Annotated in this window: 15 protein-coding genes; 6 read left to right on the top strand and 9 right to left on the bottom strand. The window is 31.6% G+C overall.

What is annotated here, in order from left to right:
- Nucleotides 1–2: 2 nt before the first annotated feature.
- The gene (locus tag Q4487_RS11990; RefSeq protein ID WP_303543086.1) at nucleotides 3–1292 is read left to right on the top strand and encodes a hemolysin family protein; all 1290 of its coding nucleotides are present in this window, start codon (nucleotides 3–5) and stop codon (nucleotides 1290–1292) included.
- A 90-nt stretch (nucleotides 1293–1382) separates the two neighbouring features.
- Nucleotides 1383–3485, top strand: a complete 2103-nt coding sequence (locus Q4487_RS11985; RefSeq protein ID WP_303543088.1) for a SurA N-terminal domain-containing protein — start codon at nucleotides 1383–1385, stop codon at nucleotides 3483–3485.
- Nucleotides 3486–3537: 52 nt separating this feature from the next.
- On the opposite strand, the gene Q4487_RS11980 is transcribed toward Q4487_RS11985, so the two are convergent.
- Both Q4487_RS11980 and Q4487_RS11975 read right to left on the bottom strand, forming a co-directional pair.
- Nucleotides 3538–4461 (bottom strand): GYDIA family GHMP kinase, encoded by a 924-nt coding sequence (locus tag Q4487_RS11980; protein ID WP_303543090.1) that lies wholly within the window; start codon nucleotides 4459–4461, stop codon nucleotides 3538–3540.
- A complete protein-coding gene (locus Q4487_RS11975; protein WP_303543092.1) occupies nucleotides 4454–5773 on the bottom strand; it encodes a hydroxymethylglutaryl-CoA reductase, degradative in 1320 nt (439 codons plus the stop codon). Before Q4487_RS11975 ends, Q4487_RS11980 begins: the two co-directional genes overlap by 8 nt.
- A gap of 262 nt (nucleotides 5774–6035) precedes the next feature.
- Here Q4487_RS11975 and Q4487_RS11970 point away from each other — a divergent pair, with 262 nt between their 5' ends.
- The gene (locus Q4487_RS11970; RefSeq protein WP_303543094.1) at nucleotides 6036–7568 is read left to right on the top strand and encodes a peptide MFS transporter; all 1533 of its coding nucleotides are present in this window, start codon (nucleotides 6036–6038) and stop codon (nucleotides 7566–7568) included.
- A 76-nt stretch (nucleotides 7569–7644) separates the two neighbouring features.
- On the opposite strand, the gene Q4487_RS11965 is transcribed toward Q4487_RS11970, so the two are convergent.
- The 6 genes from Q4487_RS11965 to surE all read right to left on the bottom strand — a co-directional run bounded on the left by Q4487_RS11965 (nucleotide 7645) and on the right by surE (nucleotide 13293).
- Entirely contained in the window at nucleotides 7645–8373 is a 729-nt protein-coding gene (locus Q4487_RS11965; protein WP_303543095.1) for an MIP/aquaporin family protein, read from the bottom strand.
- Between the two features lie 103 nt (nucleotides 8374–8476).
- Nucleotides 8477–10480 (bottom strand): ComEC/Rec2 family competence protein, encoded by a 2004-nt coding sequence (locus Q4487_RS11960; protein ID WP_303543097.1) that lies wholly within the window; start codon nucleotides 10478–10480, stop codon nucleotides 8477–8479.
- Nucleotides 10481–10483: 3 nt separating this feature from the next.
- A complete protein-coding gene (locus Q4487_RS11955; protein ID WP_303543099.1) occupies nucleotides 10484–11041 on the bottom strand; it encodes a C40 family peptidase in 558 nt (185 codons plus the stop codon).
- A gap of 54 nt (nucleotides 11042–11095) precedes the next feature.
- A complete protein-coding gene (gene lpxB, locus Q4487_RS11950) occupies nucleotides 11096–12220 on the bottom strand; it encodes a lipid-A-disaccharide synthase (protein WP_303543101.1) in 1125 nt (374 codons plus the stop codon).
- A gap of 16 nt (nucleotides 12221–12236) precedes the next feature.
- Complete coding sequence (locus Q4487_RS11945) at nucleotides 12237–12521, bottom strand: hypothetical protein (protein WP_100894907.1); 285 nt, start codon at nucleotides 12519–12521, stop codon at nucleotides 12237–12239.
- The gene (surE, locus tag Q4487_RS11940; RefSeq protein WP_100894908.1) at nucleotides 12511–13293 is read right to left on the bottom strand and encodes a 5'/3'-nucleotidase SurE; all 783 of its coding nucleotides are present in this window, start codon (nucleotides 13291–13293) and stop codon (nucleotides 12511–12513) included. The genes Q4487_RS11945 and surE overlap by 11 nt, the downstream gene beginning before the upstream one ends.
- Before the next feature lie 219 nt (nucleotides 13294–13512).
- Here surE and Q4487_RS11935 point away from each other — a divergent pair, with 219 nt between their 5' ends.
- From Q4487_RS11935 to Q4487_RS11925, 3 genes are all read left to right on the top strand, one after another.
- Entirely contained in the window at nucleotides 13513–15639 is a 2127-nt protein-coding gene (locus Q4487_RS11935; RefSeq protein WP_100894909.1) for a carboxy terminal-processing peptidase, read from the top strand.
- A gap of 117 nt (nucleotides 15640–15756) precedes the next feature.
- Entirely contained in the window at nucleotides 15757–16116 is a 360-nt protein-coding gene (locus tag Q4487_RS11930) for a lipocalin family protein (RefSeq protein WP_303543108.1), read from the top strand.
- Between the two features lie 93 nt (nucleotides 16117–16209).
- Nucleotides 16210–17016 (top strand): DNA/RNA non-specific endonuclease, encoded by an 807-nt coding sequence (locus tag Q4487_RS11925; protein ID WP_303543110.1) that lies wholly within the window; start codon nucleotides 16210–16212, stop codon nucleotides 17014–17016.
- Here the strand turns inward: Q4487_RS11925 and rodA are convergent.
- Nucleotides 17013–18296: a rod shape-determining protein RodA gene (gene rodA, locus Q4487_RS11920; RefSeq protein WP_100894912.1), complete on the bottom strand. Its 1284-nt coding sequence runs from the start codon at nucleotides 18294–18296 to the stop codon at nucleotides 17013–17015. The two genes, Q4487_RS11925 and rodA, sit on opposite strands and share 4 nt — an antisense overlap.
- Nucleotides 18297–18301: the final 5 nt, after the last annotated feature.

Raw genomic sequence — 18301 nt, 5'->3', positions numbered from 1 at the left:
CCTTGGTAACATCAATCATTATTATTGTTGTATCATTATTGCTATCTGCATTTTTCTCAGGAATGGAGATTGCATTTATATCTGCTAACAGAATACATTTAGAGATCGAGAAAAAACAAGAAGGTTTTTTGTCTACCGTATTATCTAAATTAACAGCCAAACCTTCTAAGTTTATTGCCACTATGTTAATTGGTAATAATATAGCTCTTGTTATATATGGTATGTATATGGGAGATTTGCTTATGAGTTGGTTTACTGGCTTATTGCCTACAAGCAGTGGTTTTGTAGATTTGTTACTAACAGATTTTGGATTATTATCTCAAACCATAATTTCTACTTTAATCATTTTAATTACGGCTGAGTTTTTGCCAAAAGTGTTTTTTCAAATTTATGCAAACTCTTTTTTAAAGGTTTTAGCAATACCTGCTTATTTCTTTTACGGATTATTTTCTTGGATCTCTAATTTTGTAATCAGTGTATCAGACTTTATTTTAAAAACATTTTTTAAAACAGACGGTGATCATAGTCAACTTGCTTTTAGCAAAGTAGAATTAGGAGATTATATTACAGAACAGTTAGAGACTGTAAATTTAGAGGATGAAGTAGATTCTGAAATACAAATTTTTCAGAACGCGTTAGAATTTGCAGCGGTAAAAGCAAGAGAAGTAATGGTGCCGCGTACAGAAATTGTTGCGGTAGAGTTACATGATACACCAAAAAATTTAACCAAATTATTTACAGAAACTGGTTTTTCTAAGATAATGGTGTACAAAGAAACTATAGACAATATTATTGGTTATGTACATTCTTTTGAGTTGTTTAAAAAACCAAAAACAATAAAGAGTATTCTGCTTCCTATAGAATTTGTGCCAGAAACTATGTTGGTTAGTGATATTTTAGATTCGCTTACAAAAAAAAGAAAAAGTGTAGCTGTTGTGTTAGATGAGTATGGTGGCACGGCAGGTATAATGACGGTAGAAGATATTGTAGAGGAATTGTTTGGTGAAATAGAAGATGAACATGATACCACAGATTTGGTAGAAGAGCAGCTAAAAGATTATGTTTATAAGTTCTCTGCAAGACTAGATGTAGACTATATAAACGAAAATTATAAATTAGAATTACCAGAGAGTGATGAGTATGAAACGCTTGGTGGTTTAATAGTAAACGAAACTGGAGAAATACCAGAAAAAGATTCAGAAATTAAAATTGAAAACTTCAATTTTAAAATAATAGAAGTGTCAAATACTAAGATAGATTTGGTAACCCTACATATACTTGAAAAAGAGTAGGTTTTTAGTGTTAAAAATTTGATAAAAATTAAATTTTAAAACCCAAAAAGAAATGGTATTTTTGCCCACTGATTTTAAACATTTTATAAAATGGCGATTTTAGAGAACATAAGAAAGAGAACAACTGTATTAATCCTAATTATAGGTTTAGCCTTATTTGCGTTTGTTATCTCTGGTATTTTTAGTGCAGATGGTATGTCTGGTGCAAAAACAGGTACTACTGTAGCAGAAATTAACGGAAAAGATATTTCTATTGATAAATTTAGAAGAGAGGTTGAAGCCGCTTCTAACCGTTTTGGAGCTGGTGCAACTTCTATGCAGGTTGTAAACAGTGTTTGGGATCAAGAAGTAAGAAATGCTGTTTTAAGTGATGAGTTTGATGATTTAGGAATCTCTATAGAACAAGACCAAATCATAAACTTTATTGCTTCTAACCCAGGATTTGCTCAAAACCCACAATACCAAAATGAAAATGGTGTTTTTGATGAGTATATTTTTAAAGAATTTATTTCTACTTTAAAAACAGAAAACCCTGGACAGTATGCATTGTGGATTCAGCAAGAGCAGGCTATTATGCAGGCTGCTAAAGAGCAAACTTACTTTAACTTAATTAAAGCAGGTTTGGGAGCTACTTTAAAAGAGGGTGAGTTAGACTATAAATTGGCTAACGATAAAATAGATATTAAATACGTAAGAGTACCTTATACTTCTATAGCAGATAGTTCTGTTGCTGTTAGTAAAGATGAAATCTCTTCATATATTAACGATCATAAAGAAGATTTTAAACAAGAAAAAGCTAGAGATTTTCAGTTTGTTTATTTTGAAGAAAAGCCATCTTTAGAGGATGAAAAAGCTGTAAAAGAAAAAGTACTTAGTTTACTTAATGATAGGGTAGAGTACAATGACACAATTTTAGGATTTAGAAATACTAAAAATGTAGAAGAATTTTTAGATCGTAATTCAGATTTAAAATATGACACTATATACAAAACTAAAAATGTTCTTACTCCAAAATTTGCTGATACTTTAATGGCATTAAATGTTGGTGATATTTACGGACCTTACCGTGATGGTAATTTCTTTAAAGTATCTAAAATGATAAGCAAGAAAAAAGACGGTAATGTAAAAGCTAGTCATATACTTGTTGCTTGGGAAGGTGCAGAAAGAGCAAACCCAGAAGTTAAAAGAACAAAAGAAGAAGCTAAGAAAAGAGCAGATGAGTTATTAAAAGATGCTAAAAAAGGAGATGTAGAGTTTTCTGTAATAGCTCGTGATAATTCAGATGGTCCTTCAGCAACAAGAGGTGGAGATTTAGGATATAGCCAACAAGGTAGAATGACTCCTAAGTTTGATGAGTTTATGTTTAGCAACAATGTAGGTACTATAGGTATGGTAGAAACAGAATTTGGTTACCATATTGTAAAGGTAGATGACAAGCAAGACTTAGTTCGTATTGCAACTTTAGCAAGAGCTATTGAGGCTTCAGAAGCAACTATAAACTCTTTATTTACTCAGGCTACTCAATTTGAAAGTGATGCCAAAGACACAGATAAAACATTTTTAGAATTATCTAAAGAGAAAAAATACGTTGCAAGACCAGTAAATAAAATTAAGGCTATGGATGAAAACCTTCCTGGCTTATCTGCTCAAAGAGCAATTGTACAATGGGCTTTTAATGATGATTCTAATGTAGGTGATATTAAACGTTTCTCTGTAAATAATGGTTATGCAGTAGTGCAATTAACTGGTAAATATGCAGAAGGTTTAATGTCTGTAGAGGATGCATCTTTTATGGTGTTACCAAAATTAAGAAAAGAGAAAAAAGCAGCTCAAATTATTGCTGCTAATAAAGGTAAAGATTTAGATGCTATTGCTAAGGCTAATAATGTATCTGCTTCTACAGCATCTGCATTAACTATGAAATCTCCAACAATACCTGGTGCAGGTAGAGAACCGTTTGTAGTAGGTAATGCTTTTGGTCTTAACCAAGGAGAAACTTCTGGTTTATTAGAAGGTGAAACTGGTGTATTTATGGTATTGGTTACTAAAAAGGAAGAAGCTCCTAAATTAGAAAACTATAGTACATATGCTAATATGGTACAAACAACAGCTACACAGAGAGTAAATTCTGCAGTTTATAATGCATTAAAGAAATCTGCTGAGATTGAAGATAACAGAGCAATGTTCTACTAAAAGAAATTGTTTTATTAATCATATAAAAAAAGCCTCCAATTTGGAGGCTTTTTTATTTTATAAAATCTGTATATTTAAAGATGGTATTGTAACCCTTTTGTTTAAAATAGGAGGGGGTTTCTTTATTTCCTGTGGCAAGTATAAAGTCGCCACCCCAGGCTCCTAAACTTTTTATGGCTCCGTTATAATCTGCAAACAATAACTCTTTAGCGGTTGTTGTTTTTAAGGCATTAGACAGTAGTTCTTCGTGCTTGTTAATAAGAGCCTCAAAAGTGCTTAAAAGGGTTGCAGAAGCTATTTTTTTGGTAATTTCTGTAATGTCTTTTATTAGTTCTTCTTTGTTAAAAGTACATTCTTTATATGCGGCAATGGCATCTCTGCTATTTTGTTTTTTATTTAAGTGAATAAAATATAAATGATCAATAAACAGAGGATTAAACTCTATAATCTTAACAGTAGGTATGCTATTTATTTTTTGATAGAAAATAGGAGTATTGTTTTGAGCACAAGCAATATCATAACCACTGCCTTCCATTGTGTTTTCTAATAATTTAAAAGCATCTACTTTAGCCCAAGTTGCAATATTATTTATTAAGGTAGATGAAGATCCAAGTCCCCAGTCTCTAGGGAAATCTAATTTAGTTTCTACTGCTAGACCTTTAGTGTTTTTTAAAAAGCCAGAATTTAACAGTTGAGCTTCTTTTAAAATAGATTGTAATGTTTTGGCAGTATCAATCCAGGTTTTATCTTTTTCTTCGGTATTTAGTATATGTAAATCGCTACATCTAAAATTAGTGCTAAACCAAGTATTGTTATTAACGTCTATGCTTTTCCAAGTAATGGTAGCGTTACTTGTTTTTGTTACCGTTAAATTTTGACCGTATATTGTAGGTACAGCTAAACTTGTAGCGCCATCTAAAACAACATATTCTCCTGTAAGTAATAATTTGCCGTTACTATAAAATTTCTTAGTCATTTTTTAAATTGTTGTAAGCAGAAACTACCGCGCTATGTGTAACCGTATTTGTTTTAAAATGGTTGGTAAGTGTCTTTTTTTCTTCGTCTGTAGCACCAAGCTGATTTAAAATATTTAACAAGTGCATTTTCATATGGCCCTCTTGTATGCCAGTTGTTACTAAAGAACGCAGTGCTGCAAAATTCTGAGCCAAACCAGTTGCTGCTACAATTTGCATTAATTCTGTTGCAGACGGTTTTTGTAAAATGTCTAGCGCAACTTTTACTAATGGATGTAAATTTGTTAATCCGCCTACGGTTCCTAACGCTAATGGTACATCAATCCAAAATTTAAAAACCCCATTTTCTATACTAGCATCTGTTAAACTGCTATACTTTCCGTTTTTACTAGCATAGGCGTGTATGCCAGCTTCAATAGCTCTAAAGTCGTTTCCTGTAGCTAAAATAACAGCATCAATACCGTTCATGATGCCTTTATTATGGGTAACGGCCCTGTAGGTTTCTACTTTTGCTATAGTAACTGCTTGTACAAGTTTTTCTGCTAAATGTTGTGCTTCTTCAATGTTGCCTTCGCTTAGCTCTTCAATTGTACAGCTAACCTCTGCTCTAACAACGCAATTTGGAACGTAGTTAGATAAAATGCTCATTACAACTTCAATATTTTTTTCATCATCAGAAAAATCAGCATAAACTAATGCTTCTGTTTTTAAAGTTTTAGCAAACTGTTCTAGACAAGAGTTTATAAAATTGGCGCCCATTGCATCTAATGTTTCAAAAGTGCAGTGTAGCTGGTAATAATTCTCTAAATCTTCAGTTTTATTACGGAGTTCTATGTTTGTAATTCCGCCACCACGTTTTTTCATACTAGTGGTAAGCTTATCGGCATCTGTGTAAATTTTAGATTTAATAGTATTAAAAAAAGCCTCTAACTTTTTTTCATCACCCTTAAAAATAAAATGAACCTGGCCTACTTTTTCTGTTCCTAGAATAGTAGTTTTAAATCCGCCTCTAGATAACCAAAACTTAGCAGATTTACTAGCTGCGGCAACTACAGAACTTTCTTCTATAGCCATTGGTACAGCATAAAGCTTGTTGTTAATTAAAAAGTTAGGAGCAATACCTAAAGGCAAATAATAATTAGATATGGTATTTTCTATAAACTCATCATGCAGTTTTTGGAGTTTAGTATCAGAATTCCAATACACTTTTAATACTTCTTTTGTGTGTTCAGTATTAAGGGTGTAATTATTTGCAATCCAGTTTATTTTTTCTTCTTTGCTTAGTTTAGAGAATCCTTGTATAGGGGCAGTCATAGTTGGTTTTTTACAAGAGCCAAAGATAAACATAATGTGGCAACTTTTTTTGACTCATATATCTGTGAGTTTTGCCTGTCTAATTACAATATTTAAGATAAAAAGTTTACTATTTATTAACATTATTAGCAAACTTGAAATTTTTATCTCATTTTTGATAAAATCGTAATAGTGTAGATTTATATACTGTATCAATGGGATGTAGTTTTGCTAATGGTTTTAGTTTATTGCAACCCCACTAATAAATTAATTTTTTATAATTATGGAAAACACTGTTAAATCAGTTGAAGAACAAGAGCTTTTTGGACATCCAAAAGGATTGTTTTATTTATTTTTTGCGGAGTTATGGGAGCGTTTTAGCTTCTATGGAATGCGTGCTTTGCTAACACTATATATGGTTGATGTTGTTTTTGCAGCTTTAGCATCTAGAGATTTTGCAGCAGCAGCAGTATACGCATCTTACGGCTCTTTGGTTTATGCTTCTACGGTAATTGGAGGTAGAATCTCTGATAAGATATTGGGAATGCGAAAGTCTATTTTTTTAGGAGGTATTTTAATGTCTGTAGGACATTTTGTTTTAGCCATAGAACATGATATTACTTTCTTTTTAGCACTTGCATTAATTGTTGTTGGTAATGGTTTTTTTAAACCAAATATATCAACATTTGTTGGCTCGTTATACAAGGACGGCGATAGTAGAAAAGATTCTGGTTTTGTAATTTTTTATATGGGGATTAATATCGGAGGTTTTGTTGCACCTTTAATTTGCGGTTATTTAGGTAAAACTTTTGGTTGGCATTATGGATTTGGACTGGCAGGTATTGGTATGCTATTGGGGCTTATATTCTTTTATAGTGGAATTAAAAAGAATGTTTTTGGAGATAGAGGTTTACCGCCTGTTAAAGGAGTTTTGGAAAAGACAATTTTAGGTGTTAAACAAGGTATAATGATTCCTATTTTGGCTGTTTTATCTGCTCCTGTTATTGCTTATTTACTGTCTTCTTATAAGTCTTTAGGAGAAAAGGGTACTTTTTTAGAAGATGATAACATTGTTAATATTATATTTTATTTAATTGCTATAGGTATTGCGGTTTTTTTAATAAATGTTTTAATAAAAGCTACAGTAGATGAACGTAAAAAGCTAATTGTAGCTATTTTGATTACGTTTTTTATGACACTTTTCTGGGGTTTTCATGAGCTTTCTGGTAGTGTAATAACGTTGTTTGCAGAAAGAAATGTGAATCTTACTTTTATCGACGCTTCACAAACTAATGCATTAAATTCAATGTTCATAATTATATTATCAATTCCAATATCAATGCTTTTTGCTTATTTGAGGAAAAAGAAAATGGATCCTAGAACACCATACAAATTTGGTTTAGGACTTGCTTTTGCCGGTATAAGTTTCTTTATACTTTCTTTAAGTAGTGGTAGTGCAGATGCAGACGGGATGGTTCCTTTTTCTTATTTGTTAATTATGTACTTTCTAATTTCTGTTGGGGAGTTGTTTATGTCTCCAGTAGGTTTATCTAAAATTACAGACCTTTCTCCAAAGCGTATTGTAGCTTTTATGATGGGAATTTGGTTTTTAGCTTCAGCATTTGCATTTCAAATTGTTGGTTTTATTAGTAAGCAATTGGCTGTTGAAAGTGATGATAAAAACGTAGGAGGGTTAGATACCTTAGGTATATACACAGACGGTTTCTTGTTAATATCTAAATATGCACTAGGGGCAGCTGTTATTGTTTTAGTGCTTTCTCCTTTAATTAAAAAGCTAATGGGTAAAGTTCATTAATTTTTATAAATACAATAAAAAAATCCCTTTTTACAATCTGTAAAAAGGGATTTTTAGTTTTAATAATCTTATTAAATTAACTTAAAGCAAGCATTAAAAAAGCAGCTAAAGAAGCTCCTAATATTGGTCCTACAACAGGAATCCAAGCATAGCTCCAATCGCTTTTAGCTTTATTTTTTATAGGTAATAATGCGTGTGCAATTCTAGGTCCTAAATCTCTTGCAGGGTTAATAGCATAGCCTGTAGTGCCACCTAATGATAAGCCTATAGCCCAAACTAAAAATGCAACCGGAATTGCTCCTACAGAGCCTAAACCAATAGTTGTATTAGATTCAGTTATTGTAGCATCAGAAAAATAAAAGATAGTTAGTAATAATACAAAAGTGCCTATAACCTCACTAAAAACATTGGTAAATGTGTTTTTTATGGCGGGTGCAGTACAAAAAACGGCTTTCTTTGCATCAGCATCTTCTGTGGCATCAAAGTGATTTTTGTATGTTAACCATACAGCAGTGGCGCCAAGCATAGCACCAATAAATTGCGCAAGAATATACATAGGTACTTTAGACCAAGCAAATTTACTTGCAATTGCCAAGCCAATACTTACTGCAGGGTTTAAGTGCGCACCACTATATGGCCCAGCTATAACAACACCAACATAAACAGCAAGTGCCCAACCAGTTGTTATAACAATCCAGCCACTATTATGACCATTTGTGTTTTTTAAAACAACGTTGGCAACAACACCGCCACCAAGTAAAATAAGAATAGCAGTACCTATAATTTCAGCAATAAATGGAGTCATTTTTTTATTTTTATTTTAAGGTTGTTCAATATTAAAGATCATTAATGTTTGGTGTATAATTCTCTATTTTTTTTAATAGAGGTGTAAAGGTAAATATCTGTAACTAATAAAATGTGTAATATCCTTTTTCGCCAGTATAATAAAAAGGAATGTTTCTTTTTAAGCAAGTAGCTCTCCAAAGTGCTATTGTACTTTTGTAATTACTACCGTCTGCAATTATTTGCTTAGGCTTAATTTCTGTAATTAACCTATTTAAATTTAGTTTGGCAGACTGTGTAAGTAACACAATACTATTTTCTTTTTTTGGGTAAACGGCTAAACTATCTACAATAATTAGTAGGTTGTTTTTGTATCTATAATTGTTTTTAAGTATAAATTTTGCTACAGAATCTATACGCTCTGCAGTGCTAATATTTGCTAAAGTTTGATTGTTTTTTAAATTGATATTAGAATGTACATTTAGTTCTTGTCCAGATTGATGAATCAAAATTGTATTTCTGTTTTGGTGTAATACATATAGTTGATCTTTGGTAGTGGAGTTGTAATTATAAAATATAATACAGGCCTGAAAAAGAAGTATACTGCCAAGTAAAAAAGCGGTTCTTTTAAAATTTCTTTTCTCAAAAAACATAAGCAATAGTACTAAAAACAGGTAACTTATTGCAATCTGAATTTTATTAAAAGAGATGGCTTTTATTAAAAAGTTTTCTTGTAATGCTACCCATTTCACAACACTATTCATTGCAAAAATAATACTGTTATAAATTGTAACTAAAAAATGTGGTAGTGTATTACACAATGCTAAAACAAGCACTAGAATACCTGTGCTTAGTATAATTCCTAAAAACGGAATTATGGCTAAGTTGGTAATAAAAAATAGTCCAGGAAACTGATGAAAGTAGTATAAGCTAATAGGCAATACACCCAGCTGTGCAGCAAAACTAACCGTTAACAGTTGCCATATTTTGTTTGTAATATAATATTTGGGTTGCAACAGTTTTTGAAAAATAGGATTAAAAAGAATTATAGAAAATACCGCAGCATAACTCATTTGTAAACCAACAGAAAATAAAAGATTTGGTTGTAGTAATAGGATAAAGAAAAGTGACAATGCTACTATATTAAACGAGCTTGTTGGTCTATTTAAATACATAGCATAAGCTACAAATGTAAACATAGTTACGGCTCTAACTAAAGAGCTAGATAAACCAGCAAGTAAAGCAAAACTCCACAAGAAAATAACTATTACAACTAGTTTAATTGTTTTACCTTTTGGGAGGTACTCTAAAGGAGAAAATATAAATTGTAATATTAATAAAAGAATACCTATATGTAAACCAGATAGTGCTAAAATATGTATCGCGCCAGCATTTTTATAAGCATCTAAAGTCTCTGCTTGTATAGTGTTTCGTTCTCCTAATAAAAGTGCTTTTATAATGCTAAGTTCTTCACTACCAAAACCAGCATTGTTTAGCTTGTTTGTTATTTTAGTTCTAACAGATGCTGCTATACCTTTAATTGTTTTGTTTGTAGATAGTAACTGTTTGTAGTTTTTTTTAATATCTATTTTATGGTAGACACCTAAATCCTCTAAATACGCTGCGTAATTGAATTGGTGTGGGTTTAGAGGTTTATTTATATTTTTTAGTTCAGAATAAACAGCAAGTTCGTCATCAACTAAAAAAGTAGTGTTTATAGAGTCTTTGGGTAAATTAATTAAAAAAACACCTTTAGTTTTTGTGTCATCTAGATTAATTAAAGTAGCAATGTATTTATGGTTATATGTATTAGATTTTAGAACCTCACTTATTTTTATATGCCACAAATGTGTATTGGCAAAATCTTTATTACTATAGTGTAATTTATTATTTTTTGGAGTGGCTAAGCTAGCTGTAAATACACCAAGAAAAATAACTGAAAGTATTGCAAAAATACCAAAAGATAATGCTCTTTTTTTAGATGTTTTAAAAAGAAAACCGAGACCTATTAAAAAGAATATTAACAAGCAAAAGGAAGTAAGTATTGGTAATTTTAGTATGGTTTGTATCAGAATTCCGGTAATTAAGTATAGTGTTAATTTTACCGAAATAAACTGAAACGGTTTCATAAATTAAAGTATTCTTGTAGCTTTTACAAAGGCATAATTCCAATATCCTTCTCTTAAAGATGATACAATTACACCTCTAGAAGTGCTTGCGTGTATAAATTTAATTTCGTCGTTATCTGTAGCAACAACCAATCCAACGTGGTTAATTCTTTTTCTTTTTTTTGATGTCCTAAAAAAAAGTAAATCTCCTTTTTCTACATCTTTAACCCTAACTTCTTTTCCTTCTTCTGCCATAACATAAGACACTCTGGGTAAAGATATGTCGTTTTCAGAAAAAGCAACGTAGAGTAGACCAGAGCAGTCCATTCCTCTTTTGGTGGTTCCTCCAAATTTATAAGGTGTGCCAGAAAAGGCTAAGGCAGAATTTATAATTTTGTCTGCTTTGCGCTCAACAGCAATTTCTTCAGCTTTTCTTTTAGACCTAGGAGAGTTTCCTTTTTCTATAATTGTTTTAGAAGGCGCAATACTTACTTTGCGCTCTTTATTGTAGGTGGTTTTCTTTTTAGAGCCACAACTGGCCAAAGAAATAATTAGCAGGAAAAAAGTTATTTTACGGATCATTCCAAGAAAAATTTAGGACACTTGCTTACCAAATTTAGTAAATTTAATTGGTTTTTATTCTTTAGGTTTTGTATTGGTAACAATTAATTCTGCCGCTTTTTTACTTGCACCTGCGCCTCCTAATTTTTTTTCGAGCTGATAATATTCTTCAAACACCTTTGTTCTGGTGTCTTTAGATAAAATTTTGTTTAGCTCAATAGTTAAACTTTTTGTATTTAAATCGTTCTGAATTAACTCCTTTATTACCTCTTTATCCATTATTAAATTTACTAATGAAATATATTTTAAAGTAATAATTTTTTTGGCAATATAGTATGATAGCCAGTGGGCCTTGTAACATACAACTTGTGGTACTTTAAATAATGCAGTTTCTAAGGTTGCAGTACCGCTTGTAACTAGTGCCGCTGTAGATAAAGTTAGTAAATTGTAAGTTTGGTTAGCTACAAAACCAACTTGTGGATTTTTTAGAAAAGGTTTGTAAAATTCTAAATCCAAGCTAGGAGCACCAGCAATTACAAACTGGTAATCTGTAAAGGATTTGGTTACAGAAAGCATTACGTCTAGCATTTTTTGCACTTCTTGCTTTCTACTACCAGGTAAAAGAGCAATAATTTGCTTTTTAGGGTCTAAATTATTGTTAGCTCTAAACTCAGCTTCATTAGGTAGTTTTTGTTTGCTTATAGCGTCTAATAAAGGGTGGCCAACAAAATGTACTGGGTAATTGTGTTTTTTTTCGTAAAAATCTTTTTCAAACGGAAGAATAACATGCATAGCATCTATATCTCGTTTTATTTTAGAAATTCTACCTTCTCTAGAAGCCCAAATTTGTGGAGAAATATAGTAATTAGTACGGTAGTTTTGTTCCTTAGCCCATTTTGCAATACGTAAATTAAAGCCAGAGTAATCTATAAAAATAATAGCATCTGGTTTAAAAGCATCAATATCAGTCTTGCAAAATTTTAAATTTTTAGATATTTTATTAATATTACTTATAACCTCTATAAAACCCATAAAAGCCATACTTTTATAGTGTTTTACTAGTTCACCGCCAGCTTGTTGCATGAGGTCACCACCCCAGCACCTTATATTGGCACTAGTATCTGCATTTTTTATAGCTTTTATAAGGTTAGATCCGTGTAAATCTCCAGATGCTTCTCCTGCAATAATGTAATATTTCATTTAATATATACTATTTTTAAAAAACCTTGTAATATAAAATAACAAGGGCAGTTAGCAATGTGGCTATTAAAACACCTCTTGCTCTGTAGTCTCTTCTTATTTTTAAAAATAGAAAAAAAGCAATTAAATTTAATATAGCTCCAAGCGCTAAAAGACTGCCAATATGGTCGCTCTCAATAGCAGCTTTAAAAGTCTCTACAATACTTAAATCAGAAAATAGTAAAATGTAAGCTAACGTACCAATAGAATTGGCAATTATACCTACAAGAAATCCAATTATAACCTCTTTTTTAGTGTTCATTTAAATTCCAGTTGTTTAGTTGTTGTATGGTGTGGTGTGCAGTTAAATCAAACTGAGTTGGAACCACAGAAATATAGTTGTTAGCTAAAGCAAATTCGTCTGTATCTTCGCCTTTATCAAGCAATTCAAACTCACCTGTAAGCCAGTAGTAATCTTTACCCATTGGGTTGGTTCTTTTGTCAAACTTTTCTTTCCAATTGGCACGTGCTTGTCTACAAACTTTTATTCCTTTTATAAGTTCATTTTCCTTAACAGGAATATTAACATTTAGTACAACACCTTTAGGAATTCCGTTTGCAAGTGCTTGTTTTACAATTTTTTGTACAAAAGGTTTTGCTTCTTCAAAATTGGCATCCCATGAAAAATCGCAAAGCGAAAAACCAATGGCGGGTATGCCTTCAATTCCTGCTTCAATAGCGGCACTCATTGTGCCAGAATATATAACGTTTATTGATGAGTTAGAACCGTGATTTATGCCGCTTATACAAATATCTGGTTTGCGGTCTAAAAGTTCTTGAAGTCCCATTTTTACACAGTCTGCTGGCGTTCCGCTACAGCTGTATTCTTGTTCTGCACCATCAACATCATCAATAGTTACTAGGTTTGCGTGGAGTGTGTTATTAATGGTAATTGCATGGCCCATTCCAGACTGAGGACTGTCAGGAGCAACAACAACAACATCTCCAATTTCTTTCATAAATTTAACCAATGATCTTAGGCCAGGAGCAGTAATTCCGTCATCATTGGTAACTAATATTAATGGTTTTTCCATTTAAAGTATAATTTATACCGTAAAAATACGTTTTTAAAATGTTTACAAGAATGCTTTTTAAAAATCTATCTTATAATTATCATAAATAGGTTAAAAAACTGTTGCAAACTTAGAATGTGGCATAGTTTTTTCAGTATCTTGGTAAAATAATTAAAATTTACGTTGTTTTTAATGTAATTTTAAGAAACCAAATTCTACTAAAGTTAAAATAATACATAGATGAAAAAGAATTTAATTGTTATGTCACTTGGGATGCTATTTGCAGTAGCGTCTTGTAGTTTCACAAATAAATCTTTAGACACAGTTAACGACGGTGATAAAGATAAATTACTGATAGAGATAATTGCATATATGTTAGAAAAAGGTCATTATGAACCTAAAGACATTAATGACGATTTTTCAGTGTCAGTTTTTGAAGAATTTATTGATGTTTTAGATCCTACAAAAAGATATTTTTTAGAAAGCGATATAAAAGAGTTTGAAAAGTATAAATTTCAGATTGATGATCAGATAAAAAATACTGACATCAGCTTTTTTGATTTAGTTCATAAAAGGTTAAAGAAGCGTATGGCTGAAGCATCTGACATATATAAAGATATTTTAAGTAAGCCTTTTAATTTTGATACAGCTGAGAAAATTGATATTAATTATGAGGAGCAGACTTTTGTTTCGTCAAAAAAAGAATTAAGAGAAAGGTGGAGAAAGCAACTTAAGTATGCAACCATTAGTACTTTTGATGATAAACTTACAGATAAAGATAAACCTTTGTCTAAGTCCGAAGCAGAGAAAGCTGCAAGAGATTTAACAAAAACAACTTTAGATGACTTTTTTGACTTTGTAAATAATGAGTACGATCGTGAAGATTGGTTTGGGCAATACATTAATACAATTGTAGAAGGTTTTGATCCGCATACATATTACTTTGCACCAGAAGACAAAGATAAGTTTGATGTTAGTATGTCTGGTAAGTTTGAGGGTATTGGTGCTAGATTACAGAAGAAAAAAGATCAGGTTAAAATAGTAGAAGTAATTTCTGGAGGTCCTATTTGGAGAGACCAAACTATAGAAGTTGGAGATGAAATTGTAAAAGTTGGTCAAAAACCAAACGAAGAGCCAATTGATATAACAGGGATGCAACTTAATGATGCTATTAAATTGATAAAAGGCCCTAAAGGAACTAGCGTTTATTTAACAATTAAAAAAGTAGACGGTTCTACTCAAGTAGTTAAAATTATGAGAGATTTGGTAGAGATGGAGGAGTCTTATGCTAAATCTGCTACTGTAAAAAAAGAAAACCATACGTATGGTGTAATAAATTTACCTAAGTTTTATGTAGATTTTAAAGATTATAGCAACCGTAATGCAGCATCTGATGTAGCTAAAGAAATAGAAAGATTAAAACAAGCCGGAATGGAAGGTTTGGTTTTGGATTTAAGAGATAATGGAGGAGGATCTTTACGTACTGTTGTAGAAATGGCAGGTTTATTTATAAAAGACGGTCCTGTTGTACAAGTAAAATCTTCTGGAGGTACAGAAGAAAAAGTAGTGCATGAAGATAAAGATGAACGTATACAGTGGGATGGTCCATTGGTTTTATTAGTGAATGAATTGTCTGCTTCTGCATCAGAGATTTTAGCAGCTGCAATGCAAGACTATAAAAGAGGTGTTGTAATTGGTAGCAAACAAACTTTTGGTAAAGGAACAGTTCAAAACTTATGGTCTTTGTCTGATATTGTTAGAAATAACGAACATGGAGATTTAGGAGCATTAAAAGTCACAACTCAAAAATTTTACAGAATAAACGGTGGTTCAACTCAGTTAGAAGGTGTAAAGAGTGATGTTGTTGTTCCGGACAAATACAGTTACATAGACCTTGGAGAAAGAGATCAGCAAAATCCATTAGCATGGGATAAAATAAGTCCTGCAGATTACAATGCATGGGATGGTTATATAGATTATAAGCAAACTATAGCTAATAGTGCTAAGCGTATGGCAGAAAACTCTCAGTTGAAGTTAATTGAAGAGAATGCTAAATGGTTAAAAGAGCAACAAGATGAAAATGTAGTTTCATTAAGTTACAGTGATTATAAAAAGGATAAAGAAAAACTTGTAGAAAAATCTAAGCACTTTAAAGCTATTTATGATTACAAAACAGATTTAACTTTTGAGTCTTTAAAATACGAGAAAGATTTGTTTGTAAAAGATACCATCTTAAAAGAAAAGAGAGAAAGATGGCATAGAGATTTAGCTAGAGACGTATACGTAGAGGAAGCTATTAGTGTTCTTAAAGATTTAAAAAAGAATAACATAAAAAACAATAACAAGTTAGCAGCAATAAAAGGCTAAACTTTTTGGTGATATTTTAAATGCCTAGTTATTTATTTAGCTAGGCATTTTTTATTTTAATACTATTGTTATAGTAACTGCGTTTAAGGTTATAATTAACTTAAACCATAATTTATTTTGAAAAAACTAATCCTTATTTTATTTGCCGTTGTATTAACTACAAGTTGTTCTAAAGATGATGATTCATCAAGTATTGTAGGTACATGGGCAAACGATTTTTCAGCTTCTTTTGAGGGGCAAGAAGAACAGACTTCTAGAGACGAGTGGAAATTTGCATCAGACAAAATGGGCACTTATAAAGAAACTAGTAACGGAGATTTAAAATTTAGTACAACTTTTACTTGGTCTAAAGATGGAGATAAATATTATGTAGAATACCTAGAGGGTAGATCTAATGATGTTTTTAAGATAGTGAAGCTTGCTGGTTACACAACCTTAGAAGATGAAAATGGTTATACAGCTGCTATTAGAGATTAGAGTTGCAACCATATTACAATAAAAAAATAAAGCTTTCAAGGTTTACTTTGGAAGCTTTATTTTTGGTGTCCATTAAAATAGATTCAAACTAAAATGAATAAAAAAACTACTTATTTAGTTTTAATGTTGCTGTGTGCGGTTGGTTTTTGGCTGTTTAATAATTTTTATACGCCAGACACTTATTCAGATGATAGTGTAAAAAATACAGAAGATGGCAGGGGCTTTACTAACTATTTACAGCCATCATCTACAACAGGTGCTGTGGTGCAGCACAATTACTATACCTTATCTTATAAAGAAAAGTATGAGCAGGCAGAATGGGTGGCTTATGTTTTAAGAAAACAAGATTTAACCTATGATGATAGAAAAAGGCCATATTTTATTGAAGACCCTAAAGTAGCAACTAAATCTGCAGATTGGCGTAATTATAAGCGTTCGGGTTATGACAGAGGACATCTTTGCCCTGCTGGCGACCGTAGGTTTTCTTTACAAGCCTATAACGAGACATTTTACACAAGTAATATAACTCCACAGAAAAATGATTTTAATGCGGGTATATGGAGCAGATTAGAGAAAAAAGTAAGACAGTGGGCAAAAAAAGATAAAGAGCTCTACATCATCACAGGAGGAGTTTTAAAAGGCAATATGGATGAGATAGGAGATGAAGATGTAGCGGTTCCTAATTCTTTTTATAAAATTATAGTTAAAGGGAAAAAAGACAATTTAAAAGTAATTGCATTTTTATTTCCTCATAAAGAAAGCAATAGGCCTATAAGTTCTTTTTTAGTTACTGTAGATAAAATAGAAAAAGAAACGGGTATTGACTTTTTTAAAAGCTTACCTGGAGCACAAGAGGAAGAGTTAGAAAGAGAGATTGTAAAAAACGGTTGGGAGTTTTAATCCCACTCTTTTAGTCGGTTTGCATCTAATTTTAAAAATATAAACAAAAGAAGTGTAAAGCCTAGTAACCCAGACCCACCATAACTCATAAATGGTAAAGGAATTCCTATAGTTGGCACTAATCCAATTACCATACCTATATTTATTAAATAGTGAAAAAAGAGAATAGATATTACTCCATATCCATATATTCTACTAAAAGCATTTTTTTGCCGCTCAGCAATATAAACCAATCGTAATAATAACACAGAAAATAACAAGACAACAGTAGATGTGCCTATAAAGCCCCATTCTTCACCTATAGTTGTAAAAATATAATCTGAGTGTTGTTCTGGTACAAAATCACCTTTTGTTCTAGTTCCTTGTAAAAAACCTTTGCCTGTAAACCCTCCAGACTCAATTGCTTTTTCAGACTGGTAAGTATTGTATCCTATTGTTTTTCTTATTTCTTCTAATTTTTTAGGGTCTTTTTCAAGTCTAAGCCAAAGATTAAATCTATCCCTGTGGTGTTGTTTAAAGACAGAATCAAAAACAAATCTTACAGATAAAGAAATTGTAACCGAAACAACAAAGAATAGAATAATTGGTACAGGAGATACTTTAACTCTTTCCTTTTTAGTTAAATAAAATAAAGCAATTAAAATACTAACACCTATAACAACCCATATAGTGCCAAATTTTAGTGTTGCCATAAATATTAGTAGCATTACCAATCCAATTCCTAGATAGTATAGAGGTAAACCCTCTCTAAACATAACAAAAGTTAAAGCTAAAAAAATGATACTACTTCCAGGATCTGGTTGCAATCCAATTAATACTGCAGGTATTATTAAAATACCAAAAGCATATAGTTTGTCTTTTTGCCTTTTAAGGTCTGTTTGTATATCACTTAAATATTTAGCTAGTGCAAGCGTAGTTGCAACTTTAGCGATCTCTGATGGTTGAAGGTTAAAAAAGCCTAAGTTGTACCATGATGTAGCTCCTGCTATAGTTTTTCCAAAAGGGAAAAGGCCTATTAACAAAAGAATACCAATGGCGTAGATAATGCCAGAAAAACGCTCAAATAGGTTTGCCTCTGTTGCAAAAATAAAAATTATAGCAAGTATGCTAACGCCAATAAAAAAGGCTTGTTTGCCATAAAGTGTTCCAAAATCAAATATAGATGGGTTGTTTTCTGAAAACGTACTAGAGTAAATACTTAGCCAGCCAATAACGGTTAAAGCTAGGTATATAAGTATACTAAGCCAATCTATTCTTTTTAAAAAGGTGTTTCCTGCCATAAAGG

This window comes from Cellulophaga sp. 3_MG-2023 (assembly GCF_030546975.1).
GTDB lineage: Bacteria > Bacteroidota > Bacteroidia > Flavobacteriales > Flavobacteriaceae > Cellulophaga.
Note: the sequence above shows the minus strand (reverse complement) of the source record. Positions and strands in the feature narration are given on the sequence as shown.

Excerpts from the sequence above, each read along its gene's own strand:
- Q4487_RS11925 (WP_303543110.1), top strand. The coding sequence starts at position 16,210 with ATGAATAAAAAAACTACTTATTTAGTTTTAATGTTGCTGTGTGCGGTT.
- Q4487_RS11935 (WP_100894909.1), top strand. The coding sequence starts at position 13,513 with ATGAAAAAGAATTTAATTGTTATGTCACTTGGGATGCTATTTGCAGTA.
- Q4487_RS11975 (WP_303543092.1), bottom strand. The coding sequence starts at position 5,773 with ATGACTGCCCCTATACAAGGATTCTCTAAACTAAGCAAAGAAGAAAAA.
- rodA (WP_100894912.1), bottom strand. The coding sequence starts at position 18,296 with ATGGCAGGAAACACCTTTTTAAAAAGAATAGATTGGCTTAGTATACTT.
- Q4487_RS11955 (WP_303543099.1), bottom strand. The coding sequence starts at position 11,041 with ATGATCCGTAAAATAACTTTTTTCCTGCTAATTATTTCTTTGGCCAGT.
- Q4487_RS11970 (WP_303543094.1), top strand. The coding sequence starts at position 6,036 with ATGGAAAACACTGTTAAATCAGTTGAAGAACAAGAGCTTTTTGGACAT.
- surE (WP_100894908.1), bottom strand. The coding sequence starts at position 13,293 with ATGGAAAAACCATTAATATTAGTTACCAATGATGACGGAATTACTGCT.
- Q4487_RS11945 (WP_100894907.1), bottom strand. The coding sequence starts at position 12,521 with ATGAACACTAAAAAAGAGGTTATAATTGGATTTCTTGTAGGTATAATT.
- Q4487_RS11980 (WP_303543090.1), bottom strand. The coding sequence starts at position 4,461 with ATGACTAAGAAATTTTATAGTAACGGCAAATTATTACTTACAGGAGAA.
- Q4487_RS11965 (WP_303543095.1), bottom strand. The coding sequence starts at position 8,373 with ATGACTCCATTTATTGCTGAAATTATAGGTACTGCTATTCTTATTTTA.
- lpxB (WP_303543101.1), bottom strand. The coding sequence starts at position 12,220 with ATGAAATATTACATTATTGCAGGAGAAGCATCTGGAGATTTACACGGA.
- Q4487_RS11985 (WP_303543088.1), top strand. The coding sequence starts at position 1,383 with ATGGCGATTTTAGAGAACATAAGAAAGAGAACAACTGTATTAATCCTA.
- Q4487_RS11960 (WP_303543097.1), bottom strand. The coding sequence starts at position 10,480 with ATGAAACCGTTTCAGTTTATTTCGGTAAAATTAACACTATACTTAATT.